Origin of the sequence: Nocardioides sp. Soil777 (assembly GCF_001428425.1) — a bacterium.
GTDB classification, from domain to species: Bacteria; Actinomycetota; Actinomycetes; order Propionibacteriales; family Nocardioidaceae; genus Nocardioides; species Nocardioides terrigena.
Window position 1 is genome coordinate 206,672 of record NZ_LMSN01000001.1, and the last position, 16,773, is coordinate 223,444.

A 16,773-nucleotide genomic window follows, 5' to 3' on the forward strand; every position below is an offset into this window, starting at 1 on the left:
CCGTCAGCCGGGGATGAGGCCGTCGTCGGCGAGGAGCTCGCGCACCTCGTCGATGGTGGCGTCGCCGGGCGGCAGGATCAGGTCGGACTCGTCGAGCGAGTCGTCGGGGTGGTGCGTGCCGTGGTCCCGCACGCCGGCGAGCAGGGCCTCGAGGGCGCTGCGGAACGTCGCCTCGTCGCCGGACTCGACGGCCGCCTCGACCGACTCGTCCAGAGTGTTGAGCGCCGCCACCGAGTCGTCGGAGACGTCGTACTGGCCCTCACCGAGGATGCGGACGATCACGTCGTGCCGCCCTCGTTGACGGGGCGCTGCACGGGCTGCTCGTCGGCGGGCTCGAGGATGTCCCCGTCGCCGGACTCGATCGCCTGGGGCTGCGAGCTGCCCTTGAGCCGGGCCAGCTCGGCCTCGACGTCGGACTGGCTGCTCAAGGCATCGAGCTCGCGAGCGATGTCGTCGCCGGAGTTGGTCGCGGTGACGTCGTCGAGGGCGCCGGAGGCGATCAGCTCGTCGATGGCCCCGGCCCGGGCCTGCATCGAGGCGGTCTTGTCCTCGGCCCGCTGGATGGCCATGCCGACGTCGCCCATCTCCTCGCCGATGCCGGAGACGGCCTCGCCGATGCGGGTCTGGGCCTCCGCGGCGGTGTAGTTGGCCTTGATCGTCTCCTTGCGGGTGCGGAAGGCCTCGACCTTGGCCTGCAGCCGCTGCTGGGCCAGGACGAGCTTCTCCTCCTCGCCCTGGAGGTTGGCGTGCTGGGTCCGGAGGTCGGTGATCTGCGAGGTCAGGCCCGACTTGCGGGTGAGGGCCTCGCGGGCGAGGTCCTCACGGTCGGCGGCGATCGCCTTCTCGGCCTGGCCCTGGAGCTTGGCCGACTGCTGCTCGAGCTGGTTGATCTGGAGCTCGACGCGCTTGCGGCTGGTCGCGACGTCCGCGACGCCGCGGCGTACCTTGCTCAGCAGCTCGAGCTGGCGCTGGTAGCTGTAGTCCAGCGTCTGGCGCGGGTCCTCGGCCTTGTCGAGCGCCTGGTTGGCCTTGGACCTGAAGATCAGGCTCATCCGCTTCATGAGACTCATGGGGGTGGGGCCCCTCTCGTGTGTTGACACCCTCGTGTGTGATGTCTTCACCCTAGGACCAAACCCAAGTCGCAGGTAGCAGTTGGGTGGGCCAGACGCCGGTAGGCTGGGTCCCACCAGCACACACACTCCAAAGGGCCCCCGTTGTTCCGTCGCAGCAAGTCAGAGACCACCACCCCCGTCGAGACCGACGCCACCGACGCCCGGGCGGGCGGCAAGGGACGGCCCACGCCGTCGCGCAAGGAGGCCGAGGCCGCGGCCAAGGCCCGCGCCAAGACGCCGCGCACCCGCAAGGAGCAGATGGCCGCCCAGCGCGCCGCGCGCGGCGACTCGAGCTCCAAGGTCCGCCAGGCCATGAAGACCGGCGAGGAGCGCTACCTGCCGCCGCGGGACAAGGGCCCCGTGCGCCGCTTCATCCGCGACTTCGTGGACTCCCGCTTCTCGTTCATCGAGCTGATGGTGCCGCTGCTGGTCGTGACGATGGTCCTGGGCTACTCCGGCAACGACTACCTGGCCAACGTGGGCAACACGATCCTGCTGGGCACCCTGCTGCTGGTCCTGGTCGACATGACCATGCTCCGCTTCCGCCTGCGCCGCGAGCTGACCCGCCGCTTCCCGGACGAGCCCGTCAAGGGCACGACCTACTACGCCGTCATGCGGGCCCTGCAGATGAAGTTCATGCGGCTGCCCAAGGCGCAGGTCAAGATCGGCCAGCAGCTCCCTGAGCACTATCGCTGACCCGACGCCGCTGCTCGGGCTGGCGGCCGGCGTCGCCTCCGCCGTCCTCTTCGGTGTGGCGGCCGTGGTGCAGGCGAGCGCCGTCCGTGGCCTGACGGCACCCACCGGCACCCTGGGCGGGTTCGTGGCGGCCGGGGTGCGCAGCCCGCTGCTGATGCTCGTGGTGGCGATGTACCTCGGGGGCTTCGTCCTGCACGCCGTCGCGATCTGGTTCCTCCCGCTCTACCTCGCGCAGGCCAGCATCTCGCTGTCCCTGCCGGTGACGGTGCTGGTGTCGCGCCGCCTCTCGGAGTGGCTCACCCCCGCGCACTGGCTGGGTGTCGGCGCCATCGTCGTCGGGCTCGCCCTCGTCGCCGCGGGAGCGGGCGCGGCCGGGTCCGCGAGGTCCGACGCCGCCTTCGCCGCCACGGCGGTGGGCGGCGTGGTGATGCTGGTGGGACTGGCCCGGTCCGGCCTGGTGTCGCGCGCGGTCACCCTGGGGCTGCTGTCGGGGGTCGGCTACGCCGGCTCCGCCCTGGCGGTCCGGGGCGTGGTCCTCCCCCTCGATCCGGCGGTGGTGGTCACCGCCTTCACCGTGCCGGCCTTCGGGCTCGTCGCCTTCTGGCTCTACTCGCTGGGCCTGGAGCGGGGACAGGTCCGGGTCTCGACCGCTCCCCTGGTGACGGCGCAGACCGGCGTCCCCGCCCTGGTCGGGGTCGTCCTCCTGGGCGACCAGGTGCGTCCCGGCTGGGGCGCCGCGGTCGTCGTGGGCCTCGTGCTGTCCGTCGCCGGCACGATCCTCCTCTCCGGCGAGCAGCAGACCGCCGGGGAGCGGCCGGTCCCGAGCGCGTGACCCGCTGCGGACAGGACCTGTCCGCCAGTGGCGGCAGGCTGGGCGCATGGCTTCCGACCCCTTCCTGATCCTGTCCGGCGCGGGACTGCCCGCCACCGCGTGGGACGACGTCCGCTCCCGGCTCGACGCCGAGTCGCGCGTCGTCCCCTCGCCCGGCCCGCCCGGCACCCTCGCGTCGTACGCCGACGCGGCGCTCGCCACGGCCGGGGACTGGTCGCGGTTCCACCTCGTGGCGCACTCGCTCGGCGGTGCGGTGGCGTCCGCGGTGGTGGCGGCCGCGCCCGAGCGGGTGGGGCGGGTGACCGCGGTCGCCGCCATCGTCCCGCCAGCGGGGACATCGTTCACCGGCGCGCTCCCGATGCCGGGACGGCTGGTGATGGGGGCCGTCGTGCGCGTGCTCGGCACCCGGCCGCCGGACTCGGCGCTGCGGGCGACGTGCCGCGGGCTGTCGGAGGAGGACACCGCGCTCGTCGTCGGCGGCTTCGCGCCGGAGGGGCGCCGGGTCTACCTCGACCGCACTCCCCCGCGCACCTGGCCGGAAGCGTCGTACGTCGTCACGACCGTCGACGACCAGTTCGCCACCGCCCAGCAGGAGCGGTACGCCGCGGAGCTGGGCGCCACGACCGTGTCCCTGGCCACGGGCCACCTGCCGATGCTCGAACGTCCCGCCGAGCTGGCCGCGCTGCTCGCTCAGGCGTCGTAGTCGACGACCAGCCGCGCGCTGGTGGGGTGCGACTGACAGGTGAGCACGTAGCCCCGCTCGATCTCCTCGGGCTCGAGGGCGTAGTTGACGTCCATCGCGACGCTGCCCTCGACGACGAGCGCCCGGCAGGTGCCGCACACCCCGCCCTTGCAGGCGAACGGCACGTCGGAGCGGACGGCCTGGGCGGCCTCGAGGACCGACGGCCCGTCGGGGCGGAGCGGGAAGTCGGAGGCGCGGCCGTCGAGGCGGACCGTCACGGCCGCCGCTCCGTCGGGGGTGTCGGCCAGCTCGGCGACGGGCGCCCGCTCGACGGGCTCGGCGTGGAAGAGCTCGGTGTGCACGGCGGAGCGCTCGACGCCGGCGTCGAGCAGCACCCCGCCGAGCTCGTCGACCATCTGCTGCGGGCCGCACAGGAACCACGCGTCGACGTCCCCGACCGGCACCAGCGCATCGAGGATGGCGGTGAGCCGCGGGCCGTCGAGACGCCCCGAGAGCAGGTCCACCTCCGTGGCCTCCCGCGAGAGCACGTGCAGGAGCTGGAGCCGGGGACCGTGGGTGTCCTTGAGGTCGGCCACCTCGTCGAGGAACATCACCGACCGGTGGGTGCGGTTGGCGTAGACGAGGGTGACGAACGAGCCCGGCTCGCCCTCGAGCAGGGCAGACACGATGGAGAGGACCGGCGTGATGCCCGACCCGGCGGCCACGGCGACGTAGGTGCGCTCCGCGGCGGGGTCGGGGACGTGCGTGAAGCGGCCCGCGGGGGTCATCACGTCGAGCTCGTCCCCGGGTGCGAGCTTGGCGACGACGACGTCGCTGAACGCCCCTCCCGGGAGCTTCTTGACGCCGATGCGCAGCGTGCCGGCGCTGGGCGGCACGCAGATCGAGTAGCTGCGGCGCTCGCCGTCGTCGCCCCGGATCGTGAGGTGCTGGCCCGGGGTGAAGGCGTAGGCCTCGCGCAGGTCGTCGGGGACGTCGAAGGTGATCGCGACGGCGTCGTCGGTGAGCGGGTCGACTCGCGCGACCCGCAGGGAGTGGAAGTCCATCAGAGGGCCTTGAAGTGGTCGAAGGGCTCGCGGCAGTGGCGGCACACCCACAGCGACTTGCACGCGGTGGAGCCGAAGCGGCTGGACTCGCGGGTGTCCGGGGAGCCGCACTGCGGGCAGCGGACGGACAGCGTCAGGCCCACCGGCCCCTGCCGGCGCTCGGCCTCCGTGGGGGGCGGCGCGACGCCGTACTCCTCCAGTCGGGCCCGGCCCTGCGCGGTGATCTGGTCGGTCGACCAGGCCGGCGAGAGGACGAACTCGACCGTGACCTGGAGGTAGCCCTCCTCGCTGAGCCGGTCGATGAGGTCGGTGCGGATGGTCTCCATGGCGGGGCAGCCGGAGTACGTCGGCGTGACCTGCACGTGGACGCGCCCCTGGTCGTCCTCGGTGACGTCGCGCAGGATCCCGAGGTCCTCGATCGTGACGACCGGGAGCTCGGGGTCGAGCACCCGGCTCGCGACCCGCCAGGCGCGGGTGTCTCGGCCGGCGCCGACGTCGTGGGTGCCGGTCATCACCAGGTCGCTCCCGGGTGCGAGCGGGTGAGGTGCTGCATCTCGGCGAGCAGCCGGCCGAGGTGCTCGGTGTGCAGGCCGGCCCGACCACCGGGCACGCGGGGTGCGACCTCGGGGACCTCCAGCGTCGCCTCGCGCACGACGTCGCCGAGACGTCGCAGCACGGGCTCGCGCAGGCTCTCCGGAGCAACCGCGACGCCCTCGGTCACCAGGGACGGGTCGAGGTGGGACTCGTCGAAGAGCTCCGTGATCCACGGCCACTCGGCGTCGAGTGCCGCCTGCATGCGGGCGTGCGACTCGTCGGTCCCGTCGCCGAGGCGCAGCACCCACTGGCGGGCGTGGTCGTGGTGGTAGGCGACCTCCTTGGACGCCTTGGCCGCGACGGCGGCCAGGACCGGGTCGCTGCTGCGCTGGAGCGCGGCGTACAGCTCGGACTGCCAGGTGGACAGCACGAGCAGCCGGGCCATCGCGACGCCGAAGTCTTCCTGCGGGCGCTCGACGAGCTTGACGTTGCGGAAGTCGCGCTCGTCGCGCCAGTAGGCGAGGTCGTCCTCGTCACGACCCTCACCCTCGAGCCGGCCGGCGTGGGACAGCAGCGAGCGGGCCTGGCCGAGCAGGTCGAGGCCGATGTTGGCCAGCGCCAGGTCCTCCTCGAGCTGGGGGGCTCGGCTGATCCACCAGCCCATCCGCTGGGCGGAGACGAGGGCGTCGTCGGCGAGGCCGAGGACGTAGTCGACGTGGGTGGAGGTCGTCCGTGGGGTGATCCGTGGGGCGGTCACAGGTGCTCGACCCCCTCCGGCACGTCGTAGAACGTCGGGTGGCGGTAGATCTTGTCGGCGGCCGGGTCGAAGAACGCGTCGCGCTCCTCGGGGCTGGAGGCGGTGATCGCGGAGGCCGGCACGACCCACAGGGACACGCCTTCCTGCCGGCGGGTGTAGACGTCGCGCGCGTTGCGCAGCGCCATCTCGGCGTCGGGTGCGTGCAGCGACCCGACGTGGACGTGGTTGAGGCCCCGGCGCGAGCGCACGAAGACCTCCCACAGGGGTTCCCGGGGGGTGCTCATGCCACTGCCTCCTGCTCGCGCTTGGCGGCGTACGCCGCGGCGGCATCGCGCACCCAGGCGCCGTCCTCGTGGGCGCCGACCCGGTGGGCCATCCGCTCCTGGTTGCACGGGCCGTTGCCCTTGATGACGTCGAAGAGCTCGGTGAAGTCGATCGGGCCGTGGTCGTAGTGGCCGCGCTCGTCGTTCCAGCGCAGCTCGGGGTCGGGCAGCGTGAGGCCGAGGGCCTCGGCCTGCGGCACGGTCATGTCGATGAAGCGCTGGCGCAGCTCGTCGTTGGAGAACCGCTTGATCCCCCAGGCCATCGACTGGGCGGTGTGCCCGGTCGCGGCGTCGGGCCCCGTGTCCGACGGGCCGAACATCATCAGGCTCGGCCACCAGTAGCGGTCGACGGCGTCCTGCGCCATCGCGCGCTGGGCCGGGGTGCCGTGCGACAGGGTGTGCAGGATCTCGAACCCCTGGCGCTGGTGGAACGACTCCTCCTTGCACACCCTCACCATGGCCCGGGCGTAGGGGCCGAAGGAGCAGCGGCACAGGGGGACCTGGTTGACGATCGCGGCGCCGTCGACGAGCCAGCCGATGGCGCCCATGTCGGCCCACGTGAGCGTGGGGTAGTTGAAGATGGAGGAGTACTTCTGCCGGCCGTCGTGGAGCTGGTCGAGCAGGTCGGCGCGATCGACGCCCAGCGTCTCCGCGGCGGCGTACAGGTAGAGGCCGTGGCCGGCCTCGTCCTGCACCTTGGCCATCAGGATGCCCTTGCGGCGCAGGCTGGGCGCGCGGGCGATCCAGTTGCCCTCGGGCTGCATGCCGATGATCTCGGAGTGCGCGTGCTGGGCGATCTGCCGCACGAGCGACCTGCGGTAGGCCTCCGGCATCTCGTCGCGGGGCTCGATGCGGCCGCCGTCGGCCAGCACGGCCAGGAAGGACGCGGGCTCGGCGCCTCCTGCCTCGGGGGCGGGACGGGGGCCGTCGGGGGCGGTGAAGTCGTTGCCGTACACCCCCCGAATCTACCACCCCTGTGACACGTCTGCGCGTTCGTGACACATCCGTGTCACACCGATAGTCCGTGACGATCCAGGTGGAAGTAGTCGCGGTAGCGCTGCTCCCCCTCGGACCCCCACACCCCTCGACCGGGGGTCCGTCCGTCACGGACTACCGTGCGCAGGGTGAGCCACTCCCCCTCTGCCGACGTCTCCGTCCGCATCGCCTGGGCCGACGACGCCGACGCGATCGCCGCGGTGCAGGTGCGCGCGTGGCAGGAGATGTACGCCGACGTGGTCCCGGCCGACGCACTCCCCACCGACCCCGCGGCGCTGGCACCGGCCTGGCGGCAGTCGCTCGGACGGCCGGCCGACGCCCGCCACCGTGTCCTCGTCGCCCTCGAGCGCAACCGGGTCGTCGGCTTCGCGCTCACCGGCCCCGCCGAGGACCCCGACTGCGACCCGGTCGCCGACGGCGCGCTGGCCGAGATGACCCTCGACCCCGCCGAGCGGGGCAAGGGCCACGGGTCGCGGCTGCTCCAGGCGGCGGTCGACACCCTCGTCGCCGACCGCTTCACCCGCGCGGTGACCTGGCTCCTCGCCAGCGACGACGACCAGCGCCGCTTCCTCACCGAGGCGGGCTGGGACGCCGACGGCGCCCACCGCGAGCTCGACCTCGACGGGTCGGGCGAGACCACCGTCAAGCAGGTCCGGCTGCACACGGCCATCGGCTGAACCACCCCTCCGAGTGACTTGATTTCCGGCGACGTCGGAGCATCATGGATCTCAGGCGGCCGCTCCGCTGCCGCAGGCCCTGGGGGTGCCCGTTGTTCGGTCCGTTGCCCGTGCTGCACAGAGTCGTCCTCGTGGTCGGCGCCCTCTCGGTCTGGATCGGCCTCGGAGTCTGGTCGGGCCTCATGCCCCACGTCCCCATGTCGGTCGGACCGGGGATCGTGCTGGGCGCGGTCGCCGGCGTGGCGTCGGCGTACGTCCTGCTCCACGACTTCCACCGCCCGCGGCCGGTGTCCACGCAGCGCGGTCGTCGCCGGGCCCACTGACCCACCTCCCTACGCTGGCGGCATGCCCGATGCGCCCCTGCCTGCCGAGCAGCGGCGCACGATCGTCGGTGAGAGCCTGGCCGTCGGCATCGCCACCGGTGCCTACGGCATCAGCTTCGGCGCCGTCGGCGTCGCTGCGGGGCTGAGCGTCCTCCAGACCTGCGCCCTGTCGCTCCTCGTCTTCACCGGCGCGTCCCAGTTCGCCCTGGTCGGCGTCGTCGCCGCGGGCGGTGCCCCGATCAGCGGGGCGATGGCCGCGATCCTGCTGGGCACCCGCAACACGCTGTACGGCCTTCGAATGGCCCCGCTGCTGGCCTTCCACGGGTGGCGGCGGGCGGCCGCGGCGCACGTCCTCCTCGACGAGTCCACGGCGATGGCGGTCAACCGGGACACCAGGACCGCCGCCCGGCTGGGCTTCCTGACCACCGGGATCGCGGTCTTCGTCCTGTGGAACCTCGCCACCCTCGGCGGCGCACTGGCCGGTACGACGATCGGGGACCCGCGCACCTACGGCCTCGACGCCGCCGTGGGCGCGGCCTTCCTGGCCCTCCTCTGGCCCCGGTTGTCCGACCGGCGGAGCCGGGTCGTCGCCGTGGTCGCTGCGGGCGTGGCGCTCGGACTGGTCCCGCTGACGGCCGCAGGCGTGCCCGTGCTCGCCGCCGGCGGCGTCGCCCTGCTGGCCGGGGTCCTGTCCCGCACGAAGGCCGCCGCCTGATGTGGGTCGCGATCCTGGTGGCGGCGGCCGGCTGCTACGCCCTCAAGTGGGCCGGGCTGTCCCTGCCGGCGCGGGTGCTCGCCCGCCCGGTCGTCGCGCGGGTGGCCGACCTGATGCCGGTGGCGCTGCTCGCGGCCCTGGTGGCGGTGCAGGTGTGGTCGGCCGGGACGTCGCTGACGGTGGACGCCCGGACCGCGGGACTCGCCTTCGCCGTCGCGGCGCTGCTGCTGCGGGCGCCGTTCCTCGTCGTGGTGGTCGGTGCCGCGGCGACCGCGGCCCTGCTGCGCCTCGTGGCCTGAGGCCCGGGGGGCGCCGGGTCACCCGATGGCGGCGGCCAGGTCCTGGGCGGCCGCCCGCAGGACCGGGACGGCCTCGGCCAGCAGGTCGTCGGTCATCCGCGGCGCCGGCCCGGAGATGGAGAGCCCCATCCGCACGGCGCTGCCGGGCAGCCGCACCGCGAGGCAGCGGACGCCGACCTCCTGCTCGCCCTCGTCGAGCGCATAGCCGCGCTCGCGGACCTCGTCGAGCTGGGCGAGGAACACGTCGATGTCGGTGATCGTGGTCGCGGTGTGCCGTGGCAACCCGGTGCGGGCGAGCAGCGCCCGGACGTCGGCCTCGGGGGCCGCGGAGAGGACGGCCTTGCCGACCGCCGTGCAGTGCGGGTGCACGCGCCGTCCGACCTCGGTGAACATCCGCATCGCGTGCCGCCCGGGCACCTGGGCGACGTAGGCCACCCGGTCGCCGTCGAGCATGGCCAGGTTGGCGGTCTCGCCGAGGGCCTCGACGACCCGCCCGAGCACGCGCTCGGTCCCGACCCCCACCATCGCACCGGCGGACGCGCCGAGCGGGACGAGCCGGAAGCCCAGGGCGTAGCGGCGATCGGGAGCCTGGCGCATGTAGCCGCGATCGACGAGCGTGCGCAGCAACCGGTGCGCAGTCGGCAACGGGATCCCGGTCAACGCAGAGATCTCGCCGATGGTGAGGGTCCCACCCCGGGCGGCCACGACCTCGAGCAGGTCCAGCGCGCGGTGCACGGACTGCACGCCGCCAGGGGTGTGCCCGGACGGCTCCGACGGTGGTGCCATGGATCCCTCCTCATGTCGTGCTGACGAGTGTCGCTCGACCGGCGTGACGCTTGACACAGCAGTGGCCTAGTCCATAGTTTCCATTATTGACTACCAATGTTTCCACAATGCGGAAATCCGGGCAAGGGTTGTCCTCGGGTTCCCCGAGCAAGGGAGTGGCATGACCGACCGCGTTCAGACGGGCGGCCTCGACGTGGCCGCCAGCCTCCACCGATTCGTGGAGGACGAGGCGCTACCGGGCTCGGGTCTCGACCCGCAGGCCTTCTGGGACGGAGCCGCCGCGATCGTGCACGACCTCGCGCCGCGCAACCGCGAGCTCCTCGCACGCCGCGACGAGCTGCAGGCACGCATCGACGAGTGGCACCGCGAGCACCCCGGCACGCCGGACCCGGACGCCTACACCGCCTTCCTCCGCGAGATCGGCTACCTGCTGGACGAGCCGGCGGACGTGGTCGTCACGACCACCGGTGTCGACGACGAGGTGGCCACCATCGCCGGACCGCAGCTGGTGGTCCCCCTGCTCAACGCCCGCTTCGCGACCAACGCCGTCAACGCCCGCTGGGGCTCGCTGTACGACGCCCTCTACGGCACCGACGTCATCGCGACCGACGGCGAGCTGGCGCCCGGCGACTCGTACAACAAGGCGCGCGGTGACGAGGTCATCGCCCGGGGCCGGGCCTTCCTCGACGAGCACTTCCCGCTCGCCTCCGGCTCGCACGCGGACGCCACGTCGTACGCCGTGGACGACCAGGGCCTCGCCGTGACCGTCAAGGACGACGCCGTGCGGCTGGCCGACCCCGCGCAGCTCGTCGGCTTCCGCGGTGACGCGGCCTCCCCCGACGCCGTCCTGCTGGTGCACCACCACCTGCACGTCGAGATCCAGGTCGACCCCGACGACGCGATCGGGTCGACCGACGCGGCCGGGGTCAAGGACCTCCTGCTCGAGTCGGCCGTCTCCACGATCATGGACCTCGAGGACTCGGTCGCGGCCGTCGACGCCGACGACAAGGTGCTCGGCTACCGCAACTGGCTGCGCCTCAACGAGGGCTCCCTCGCCGAGGAGGTGACCAAGGGCGGCACGACCTTCACCCGGTCGATGAACCCCGACCGCACCTACTCCACCACGTCCGGCGCCGACGTCACGCTGCGCGGCCGCGCGCTGCTCTTCATCCGCCAGGTGGGGCACCTGATGACCACCGACGCGGTCCTCGACCGCGACGGCAACGAGGTGCCCGAGGGCATCCTCGACGCGATCATGACCGCGCTCGGCAGCCTCCGCGACGTGCGCGGCGACTCGACGCTGGCCAACTCCCGCACCGGCTCGATGTACGTCGTGAAGCCCAAGATGCACGGCCCCGAGGAGGTGGCCTTCGCGGTCGAGCTCTTCGGCCGCGTCGAGCAGCTGCTCGGGCTGCCCCCGCTGACCATCAAGGTCGGCATCATGGACGAGGAGCGGCGTACGTCGCTCAACCTCAAGGCGTGCATCCACGAGGCCCGCGAGCGGGTCGTCTTCATCAACACCGGCTTCCTCGACCGCACCGGCGACGAGATCCACACCTCGATGCTGGCCGGCCCCGTCGTGCGCAAGAACGACATGAAGGGCGAGACCTGGATCAAGGCCTACGAGGACCTCAACGTCGACATCGGTCTCGAGTGCGGCCTGCTGGGCCGGGCCCAGATCGGCAAGGGCATGTGGGCGGCCCCCGACAGCCTCGCCGACATGTACGACGCCAAGATCGGTCACCCGCAGGCCGGCGCCAGCTGCGCCTGGGTGCCCTCCCCCACCGCCGCGACCGTGCACGCGCTGCACTACCACCAGGTCGACGTGCGCACCCGCCAGGAGGAGCTGCGCGACGGGGGCCGTCGGCGCGATCGTGCCGAGCTGCTCCGGGTGCCGCTCGGCGACCCGTCCTCGTGGTCCGACGCGGACCGCGCGGCCGAGATCGAGAACAACCTGCAGAGCCTGCTGGGCTACGTCGTCCGCTGGGTCGACGCCGGGGTCGGGTGCTCCAAGGTCCCCGACATCACCGGCGAGGCGCTCATGGAGGACCGGGCCACCTGCCGGATCTCCGCGCAGCACGTCGCCAACTGGTTGCACCACGGCGTGGTGACCCGCGAGCAGGTCGACGAGACGCTGCGGCGGATGGCCGCGGTGGTCGACGAGCAGAACGCCGGCGACGCGTCGTACGCCCCCATGGCCCCGGACTTCGACGGCGACGCCTTCGCCGCCGCCCGGGCCCTCGTGCTCGAGGGGCTGGAGCAGCCCAGCGGCTACACGGAGCCGATCCTGCACGCCCGCCGCGCCCACCGGAAGACCGCCGAGAGGACCTCGTCATGACCAGCCTCGACCTGGAGACCGCCCGCACCGTCATCGCCGGGGCGCGGGCCCACGCGAGCTCGGCGGGACTCAAGCCGCTGACGATCGTCGTCCTCGACGCGGGCGGTCACGTGGTCGCCGTGGAGCGGGAGGACGGCTCGTCGATGAAGCGCTTCGAGATCGGCTTCGGCAAGGCGTACGGCGCGTTGTCGCTGGGGATGGGGTCCCGCTCGATCATGGGCCGCGCCGAGCAGCAGCCCTACTTCATCGCCGCGGTCACCTCCGCCGTCGGCGGGACCCTCGTGCCCGTGCCGGGTGGCGTGCTCATCCGTGACGAGGGCGGCGACCTCGTCGGCGCCGTGGGCGTCACCGGTGACACCTCCGACAACGACGAGGCGGCCGCGGTGGCCGGCATCACTGGCGCCGGCCTGACGCCGCAGGTCGACTGAGGGGTGCCGGGCATGGGTGACGCGACACAGGACACGAGCACCACGAGCGGGGGCAGCGGCATCGACAGCTCCGGACGGATCGCGGCCGTCGCCGAGGTCGCACGCAGGCTGCTCCCCGAGGCGGGCGTCATCACCGACCGCGCCCGGCTGCGGACCTACGAGTGCGACGGGCTGGCGCACTACCGCGTCACCCCCGCCCTCGTCGTCATCCCCCAGGACGCGGAGCAGCTGGCCGCGCTCGTGCGGGCGTGCGCCGAGCACGCGGTGCCCTTCGTGGCCCGCGGCTCGGGCACCGGGCTCTCCGGCGGGGCCCTGCCCCACGCCGAGGGGGTCCTCGTCGTGACCTCGCAGATGCGGACCATCCGCGAGGTCCGCCGCGAGGACCAGCGCGCGGTCGTGGAGCCCGGGGTGATCAACCTCGACGTCACCAAGGCCGCGACCCCCGTCGGCTACTACTACGCGCCCGACCCGTCGAGCCAGCAGATCTGCTCGATCGGCGGCAACGTCGCGGAGAACTCCGGCGGCGCCCACTGCCTCAAGTACGGCTTCACCACCAACCACGTCCTCGGCGCCGACTTCGTGACCCCCGACGGCGACACCGTGACGCTCGGTGGCGCGGCACCCGACTCCCCCGGCTACGACCTGCTCGGTGCGGTGGTCGGCTCCGAGGGCACGCTCGGCATCGTCACGTCCGCCACCGTCCGGCTGGTGCGGCTGCCCGAGGAGGTGCGCACGATCCTGGTCGGCTTCTCCTCGACCGACCAGGCCGGCGCGGCCACCTCCGCGATCATCGCCGCGGGGATCGTGCCCGCCGCGATCGAGATGATGGACGCCCTCGCGATCGAGGCCGCCGAGGCGGCCGTGCACTGCAACTACCCCGACGGCGCGGGAGCGGTGCTGGTCATCGAGCTCGACGGCGCGGCGATCGAGGTCGAGCAGGAGTACGCCGAGGTCCAGCGGTTGTGCGACGACCACGGCGCCTTCGAGCAGCGGCTCGCGACCGACCCCGCCGAGCGCGCGCTCATCTGGAAGGGCCGCAAGTCCGCCTTCGCCGCCGTCGGCCGGATCAGCCCCGACTACATCGTCCAGGACGGCGTCATCCCCCGCACCGCGCTGCCGGAGGTGCTCACGGCCATCGCCGAGCTCTCCGGCTCGTCGGGCGTCCGGGTGGCCAACGTGTTCCACGCGGGCGACGGCAACCTGCACCCCCTGGTGCTGTTCGACGACGAGATCGAGGGTGCCGGCGAGGCCGCCGAGCGCGTCAGCGGCGCGATCCTGGACCTGTGCATCGAGCACGGCGGCTCGATCACCGGTGAGCACGGCGTCGGCATGGACAAGTCGAAGTACATGCCCCGCATGTACACCGACGAGGACCTGGACACCATGCAGCTGGTGCGCTGCGCCTTCGATCCCCAGAACATCTCCAACCCCGGCAAGGTGTTCCCCACCCCCCGGCTCTGCGGGGAGGTGCCCGGGCGACACAAGGGCGCCCACCCCCTGCAGGAGGCCGGCCTCGCGGAGGTCTTCTGATGACGACGGACACGCTCGACACCGCCGCACGCGAGGCGCTCTCCTCCGCCTGTGCGCAGGTGGACGACCCCCAGGAGCACGACGCCGTCGACGGCGTGCGTCCCGGACTGGTCGTCCGACCCTCCGACACCGACCAGGTGGCCGAGGTGATGCGGGCCAGCGCGGCCCACGGCCTCACGGTCGTGCCCCGCGGGCGCGGCACCAAGCTCTCGTGGGGCACGGCCCCCTCCAGCGCCGACGTGCTGCTCGACCTCTCGGCGCTCGACCGGGTGCTCGACCACGCCGCCGGTGACCTCATCGTCGCGACCCAGGCGGGCGCACTGCTCGCCGACGTGCAGCGCACGGTCGGCGAGGGCGGCCAGCGGCTGGCGCTCGACGAGACCGTGCCCGGCTCCACCGTCGGTGGCGTGCTCGGCGCCAACACCAGCGGCCCCCGTCGTACAGCCACCGGCACGGCCCGCGACCTGCTCATCGGCATCACCATGGTCCGCGCAGACGGGGTCGTGGCCAAGGCCGGCGGGCGGGTGGTCAAGAACGTCGCGGGCTACGACATCGGCAAGCTCCTGATCGGCTCCGGGGGCACCCTCGCGGTCATCACCGACGCCACCTTCCGGCTGCACCCGCTCCCCGCCGACCACCGCTGGCTGTCCGTGCCCGTCGACTCCCCCACGCGGGCCCTCGAGGTCGCGCAGTCGGTCGTGCACTCCCAGGTCGTCCCGGCCGCCGTCGAGGTCGACTGGGCGGCCGGATCCGGTTCCGTCAGCGTCCTCGTGGAGGGCCGCGCCGACGGCGTCGCGGGCCGCGCCGAGGCGGTGCGTGGCCTGCTCGGGTCCGACGCGACCGAGTCCACCGACGAGCCGGCGGACGGGGCGGCGTACCCCTGGGACGTGGCGGCCACCGGTGACCGCCGCAGCATCGCGCTCAAGCTCACCTGCGTGCTCTCGGGGCTAGACGCCGTGCTGGCGGCGGCCGACGACACCGGCGTCACCGTGCGCGGCTCCGCCGGGTCCGGCGTCCTCTACGCCGCCCTCGGGCCCGACACCCCCCTCGACGACGTGCGGACGGCGCTCGACCGGCTGCGGCGCGTGTGCGGCGACCACGGCGGCACCGCCGTCGTGGTGGATGCGCCCGCCGCGGTGAAGGCGGCCGTCGACGTGTGGGGACCGATCCCGGCCATCGACCTGATGCGCCGCGTCAAGGACCAGTTCGACCCTGACCACCGGCTCTCGCCGGGCCGCTTCGTGGGAGGCATCTGATGAGCACGACCGAGCACGACACCGACGGCACGCTGGGCGAGATGGGCGGCGTCGTCGATCCCGTCGATCTCGGCATGCCGGCCCCCGGTGGCGCCTTCGACGACCACAACCCGCCCGACGCCGCCCTCATCGGGGACTGCGTGCACTGCGGGTTCTGCCTGCCGACCTGCCCGACGTACGTCCTGTGGGGCGAGGAGATGGACTCCCCCCGCGGCCGGATCTACCTGATGAAGGAGGGCCTCGAGGGCGAGCCGATGACCGACTCGATGGTCGGGCACTTCGACGCCTGCCTGGGGTGCATGGCCTGCGTGACGGCGTGCCCCTCGGGCGTCCAGTACGACACCCTCATCGAGCAGACCCGGGCCCAGGTGGAGCGCCACCACGAGCGCCCGGCGCAGGAGAAGGCGCTGCGCGGCCTCGTCTTCGCCCTCTTCCCGCACCCGCGCCGGCTACGGCTGCTGAGGGGTCCCCTGCGGGCCATGCAGGCGACCGGCCTCGACCGCGCGCTGCGGCGTACCGGCCTGCTCGACCGCATCTCCCCGCACCTGGCGGCGATGGAGAGCCTCGCCCCCCGCCTCGGCCGCCCCGAGCCGTTGCCCGAGCACATCGCGGCGACCGGTACCCGGCGGATGACCGTCGGGCTGCTCACGGGGTGCGTGCAGGGCGCGTTCTTCCCCGGCGTCAACTCCGCCACCGCGCGGGTGCTGCGCGCCGAGGGGTGCGACGTCGTGGTCCCCCGGTCGCAGGGCTGCTGCGGCGCACTGTCGGTGCACAACGGCCGTGAGGAGGAGGCCCGGGGCTACGCCCGGGCCCTCGTCGACTCCTTCGAGTCCAGCGGCGTCGAGCGGGTCGTCGTCAACGCGGCGGGCTGCGGCTCCTCGATGAAGGAGTACGCCGCGCTGCTGGCCGACGACCCGGCGTACGCCGCGCGTGCGCAGGAGTTCGCCGACAAGGTCCGCGACATCTCCGAGATCCTCGACGAGCTCGGCCCGGTCGCCCCGCGCCACCCGCTCGAGATGACCATCGCCTACCACGACGCCTGCCACCTCGCCCACGCCCAGGGCGTGCGCGCCGAGCCACGCCGGCTGCTCGAGGCCATCCCCGGCCTGGAGCTGCGGGAGATCCCCGAGGGCGACCTGTGCTGCGGGTCGGCCGGCATCTACAACATCACCAACCCGGAGCCCGCGCGCGAGCTCGGCGACCGCAAGGCCCACAACATCGTGTCGACCGGGGCCGAGGTGCTCGTCACCGCCAACCCCGGGTGCCTCATGCAGGTGACCTCCGCCATCCAACGCCTGACCGCCGCCGACGGCGGCCGGCCGATGGGCATGGCCCACACGATCGAGGTCCTCGACGCGTCCATCCGGGGGGCTCCGACCAGCACGTTCACGACCGCCTGACCCACCCATCCACCTCTCTCGGGAG

20 protein-coding genes are annotated in these 16,773 nt (G+C 73.2%); 12 read left to right on the plus strand and 8 right to left on the minus strand.

The window, feature by feature from the left end; genetic code table 11:
• Positions 1-3: 3 nt before the first annotated feature.
• Together pspAA and ASG88_RS01020 are read right to left on the minus strand one after the other, a co-directional pair.
• Positions 4-282 (minus strand): PspA-associated protein PspAA, encoded by a 279-nt coding sequence (gene pspAA / locus ASG88_RS01015; protein ID WP_056885543.1) that lies wholly within the window; start codon positions 280-282, stop codon positions 4-6.
• Positions 279-1,070, minus strand: a complete 792-nt coding sequence (locus tag ASG88_RS01020; protein ID WP_056885544.1) for a PspA/IM30 family protein — start codon at positions 1,068-1,070, stop codon at positions 279-281. Before ASG88_RS01020 ends, pspAA begins: the two co-directional genes overlap by 4 nt.
• A gap of 144 nt (positions 1,071-1,214) precedes the next feature.
• Between ASG88_RS01020 and ASG88_RS01025 the strand changes: the two genes are divergently transcribed.
• The 3 genes from ASG88_RS01025 (at position 1,215) to ASG88_RS01035 (ending at position 3,343) form a co-directional block, all read left to right on the plus strand.
• A complete protein-coding gene (locus ASG88_RS01025) occupies positions 1,215-1,808 on the plus strand; it encodes a DUF3043 domain-containing protein (RefSeq protein ID WP_056885545.1) in 594 nt (197 codons plus the stop codon).
• A 67-nt stretch (positions 1,809-1,875) separates the two neighbouring features.
• Positions 1,876-2,640, plus strand: a complete 765-nt coding sequence (locus ASG88_RS01030; protein ID WP_162259798.1) for a hypothetical protein — start codon at positions 1,876-1,878, stop codon at positions 2,638-2,640.
• 46 nt (positions 2,641-2,686) lie between these two features.
• Positions 2,687-3,343, plus strand: a complete 657-nt coding sequence (locus ASG88_RS01035) for an alpha/beta fold hydrolase (RefSeq protein ID WP_056885547.1) — start codon at positions 2,687-2,689, stop codon at positions 3,341-3,343.
• Here ASG88_RS01035 and paaE read toward each other — a convergent pair.
• Genes paaE through paaA form a run of 5 tightly spaced genes read right to left on the minus strand, consistent with a single transcriptional unit; the run spans position 3,331 to position 6,956 of the window.
• A complete protein-coding gene (paaE, locus tag ASG88_RS01040) occupies positions 3,331-4,386 on the minus strand; it encodes a 1,2-phenylacetyl-CoA epoxidase subunit PaaE (protein ID WP_056885548.1) in 1,056 nt (351 codons plus the stop codon). The two genes, ASG88_RS01035 and paaE, sit on opposite strands and share 13 nt — an antisense overlap.
• On the minus strand, positions 4,386-4,898 hold the full coding sequence (gene paaD, locus ASG88_RS01045) for a 1,2-phenylacetyl-CoA epoxidase subunit PaaD (protein ID WP_056885549.1): 513 nt from the start codon (positions 4,896-4,898) through the stop codon (positions 4,386-4,388). The genes paaE and paaD overlap by 1 nt, the downstream gene beginning before the upstream one ends.
• Positions 4,898-5,677, minus strand: coding sequence for a 1,2-phenylacetyl-CoA epoxidase subunit PaaC (gene paaC, locus ASG88_RS01050; protein ID WP_235534670.1), 780 nt, complete (start codon positions 5,675-5,677; stop codon positions 4,898-4,900). The genes paaD and paaC overlap by 1 nt, the downstream gene beginning before the upstream one ends.
• A complete protein-coding gene (gene paaB / locus ASG88_RS01055; protein ID WP_056885550.1) occupies positions 5,674-5,961 on the minus strand; it encodes a 1,2-phenylacetyl-CoA epoxidase subunit PaaB in 288 nt (95 codons plus the stop codon). The genes paaC and paaB overlap by 4 nt, the downstream gene beginning before the upstream one ends.
• Positions 5,958-6,956 (minus strand): 1,2-phenylacetyl-CoA epoxidase subunit PaaA, encoded by a 999-nt coding sequence (gene paaA, locus ASG88_RS01060; RefSeq protein WP_056885551.1) that lies wholly within the window; start codon positions 6,954-6,956, stop codon positions 5,958-5,960. The genes paaB and paaA overlap by 4 nt, the downstream gene beginning before the upstream one ends.
• Before the next feature lie 168 nt (positions 6,957-7,124).
• On the opposite strand from paaA, the gene ASG88_RS01065 reads away from it, so the two are divergent.
• The 4 genes from ASG88_RS01065 to ASG88_RS01080 all read left to right on the plus strand — a co-directional run bounded on the left by ASG88_RS01065 (position 7,125) and on the right by ASG88_RS01080 (position 9,010).
• Positions 7,125-7,673 carry a GNAT family N-acetyltransferase gene (locus tag ASG88_RS01065; protein WP_056885552.1) on the plus strand — a complete coding sequence of 183 codons (549 nt, stop codon included), beginning with the start codon at positions 7,125-7,127 and terminating at the stop codon, positions 7,671-7,673.
• A 110-nt stretch (positions 7,674-7,783) separates the two neighbouring features.
• Positions 7,784-7,996: a hypothetical protein gene (locus ASG88_RS01070; RefSeq protein ID WP_056885553.1), complete on the plus strand. Its 213-nt coding sequence runs from the start codon at positions 7,784-7,786 to the stop codon at positions 7,994-7,996.
• Positions 7,997-8,018: 22 nt separating this feature from the next.
• Positions 8,019-8,711 carry an AzlC family ABC transporter permease gene (locus ASG88_RS01075; RefSeq protein ID WP_056885554.1) on the plus strand — a complete coding sequence of 231 codons (693 nt, stop codon included), beginning with the start codon at positions 8,019-8,021 and terminating at the stop codon, positions 8,709-8,711.
• The gene (locus ASG88_RS01080; RefSeq protein ID WP_056885555.1) at positions 8,711-9,010 is read left to right on the plus strand and encodes an AzlD domain-containing protein; all 300 of its coding nucleotides are present in this window, start codon (positions 8,711-8,713) and stop codon (positions 9,008-9,010) included. The genes ASG88_RS01075 and ASG88_RS01080 overlap by 1 nt, the downstream gene beginning before the upstream one ends.
• Positions 9,011-9,028: 18 nt before the next feature.
• Here the strand turns inward: ASG88_RS01080 and ASG88_RS01085 are convergent, their stop codons facing one another.
• The gene (locus tag ASG88_RS01085) at positions 9,029-9,796 is read right to left on the minus strand and encodes an IclR family transcriptional regulator (RefSeq protein WP_056885556.1); all 768 of its coding nucleotides are present in this window, start codon (positions 9,794-9,796) and stop codon (positions 9,029-9,031) included.
• 160 nt (positions 9,797-9,956) lie between these two features.
• Here ASG88_RS01085 and ASG88_RS01090 point away from each other — a divergent pair, with 160 nt between their 5' ends.
• From ASG88_RS01090 to glcF, 5 genes are read left to right on the plus strand one after another with little or no spacing between them, the layout of a single operon-like run.
• On the plus strand, positions 9,957-12,134 hold the full coding sequence (locus tag ASG88_RS01090; protein ID WP_056885557.1) for a malate synthase G: 2,178 nt from the start codon (positions 9,957-9,959) through the stop codon (positions 12,132-12,134).
• Positions 12,131-12,562 (plus strand): GlcG/HbpS family heme-binding protein, encoded by a 432-nt coding sequence (locus tag ASG88_RS01095; RefSeq protein ID WP_056885558.1) that lies wholly within the window; start codon positions 12,131-12,133, stop codon positions 12,560-12,562. Before ASG88_RS01090 ends, ASG88_RS01095 begins: the two co-directional genes overlap by 4 nt.
• A gap of 12 nt (positions 12,563-12,574) precedes the next feature.
• Positions 12,575-14,092 (plus strand): FAD-linked oxidase C-terminal domain-containing protein, encoded by a 1,518-nt coding sequence (locus ASG88_RS01100; RefSeq protein WP_082599767.1) that lies wholly within the window; start codon positions 12,575-12,577, stop codon positions 14,090-14,092.
• The gene (locus tag ASG88_RS01105) at positions 14,092-15,348 is read left to right on the plus strand and encodes an FAD-binding oxidoreductase (RefSeq protein WP_056885559.1); all 1,257 of its coding nucleotides are present in this window, start codon (positions 14,092-14,094) and stop codon (positions 15,346-15,348) included. The genes ASG88_RS01100 and ASG88_RS01105 overlap by 1 nt, the downstream gene beginning before the upstream one ends.
• On the plus strand, positions 15,348-16,748 hold the full coding sequence (glcF, locus tag ASG88_RS01110; protein ID WP_082599768.1) for a glycolate oxidase subunit GlcF: 1,401 nt from the start codon (positions 15,348-15,350) through the stop codon (positions 16,746-16,748). Before ASG88_RS01105 ends, glcF begins: the two co-directional genes overlap by 1 nt.
• Positions 16,749-16,773 lie beyond the last annotated feature (25 nt).

What these genes read in the sequence shown, in the direction of transcription:
- ASG88_RS01020 (WP_056885544.1), bottom strand. Translation starts at nt 1,070, where the DNA reads ATGAGTCTCATGAAGCGGATGAGCCTGATCTTCAGGTCCAAGGCCAAC.
- ASG88_RS01035 (WP_056885547.1), top strand. Translation starts at nt 2,687, where the DNA reads ATGGCTTCCGACCCCTTCCTGATCCTGTCCGGCGCGGGACTGCCCGCC.
- paaE (WP_056885548.1), bottom strand. Translation starts at nt 4,386, where the DNA reads ATGGACTTCCACTCCCTGCGGGTCGCGCGAGTCGACCCGCTCACCGAC.
- paaD (WP_056885549.1), bottom strand. Translation starts at nt 4,898, where the DNA reads ATGACCGGCACCCACGACGTCGGCGCCGGCCGAGACACCCGCGCCTGG.
- paaB (WP_056885550.1), bottom strand. Translation starts at nt 5,961, where the DNA reads ATGAGCACCCCCCGGGAACCCCTGTGGGAGGTCTTCGTGCGCTCGCGC.
- ASG88_RS01075 (WP_056885554.1), top strand. Translation starts at nt 8,019, where the DNA reads ATGCCCGATGCGCCCCTGCCTGCCGAGCAGCGGCGCACGATCGTCGGT.
- ASG88_RS01080 (WP_056885555.1), top strand. Translation starts at nt 8,711, where the DNA reads ATGTGGGTCGCGATCCTGGTGGCGGCGGCCGGCTGCTACGCCCTCAAG.
- ASG88_RS01085 (WP_056885556.1), bottom strand. Translation starts at nt 9,796, where the DNA reads ATGGCACCACCGTCGGAGCCGTCCGGGCACACCCCTGGCGGCGTGCAG.
- ASG88_RS01090 (WP_056885557.1), top strand. Translation starts at nt 9,957, where the DNA reads ATGACCGACCGCGTTCAGACGGGCGGCCTCGACGTGGCCGCCAGCCTC.
- ASG88_RS01095 (WP_056885558.1), top strand. Translation starts at nt 12,131, where the DNA reads ATGACCAGCCTCGACCTGGAGACCGCCCGCACCGTCATCGCCGGGGCG.
- ASG88_RS01100 (WP_082599767.1), top strand. Translation starts at nt 12,575, where the DNA reads ATGGGTGACGCGACACAGGACACGAGCACCACGAGCGGGGGCAGCGGC.
- ASG88_RS01105 (WP_056885559.1), top strand. Translation starts at nt 14,092, where the DNA reads ATGACGACGGACACGCTCGACACCGCCGCACGCGAGGCGCTCTCCTCC.
- glcF (WP_082599768.1), top strand. Translation starts at nt 15,348, where the DNA reads ATGAGCACGACCGAGCACGACACCGACGGCACGCTGGGCGAGATGGGC.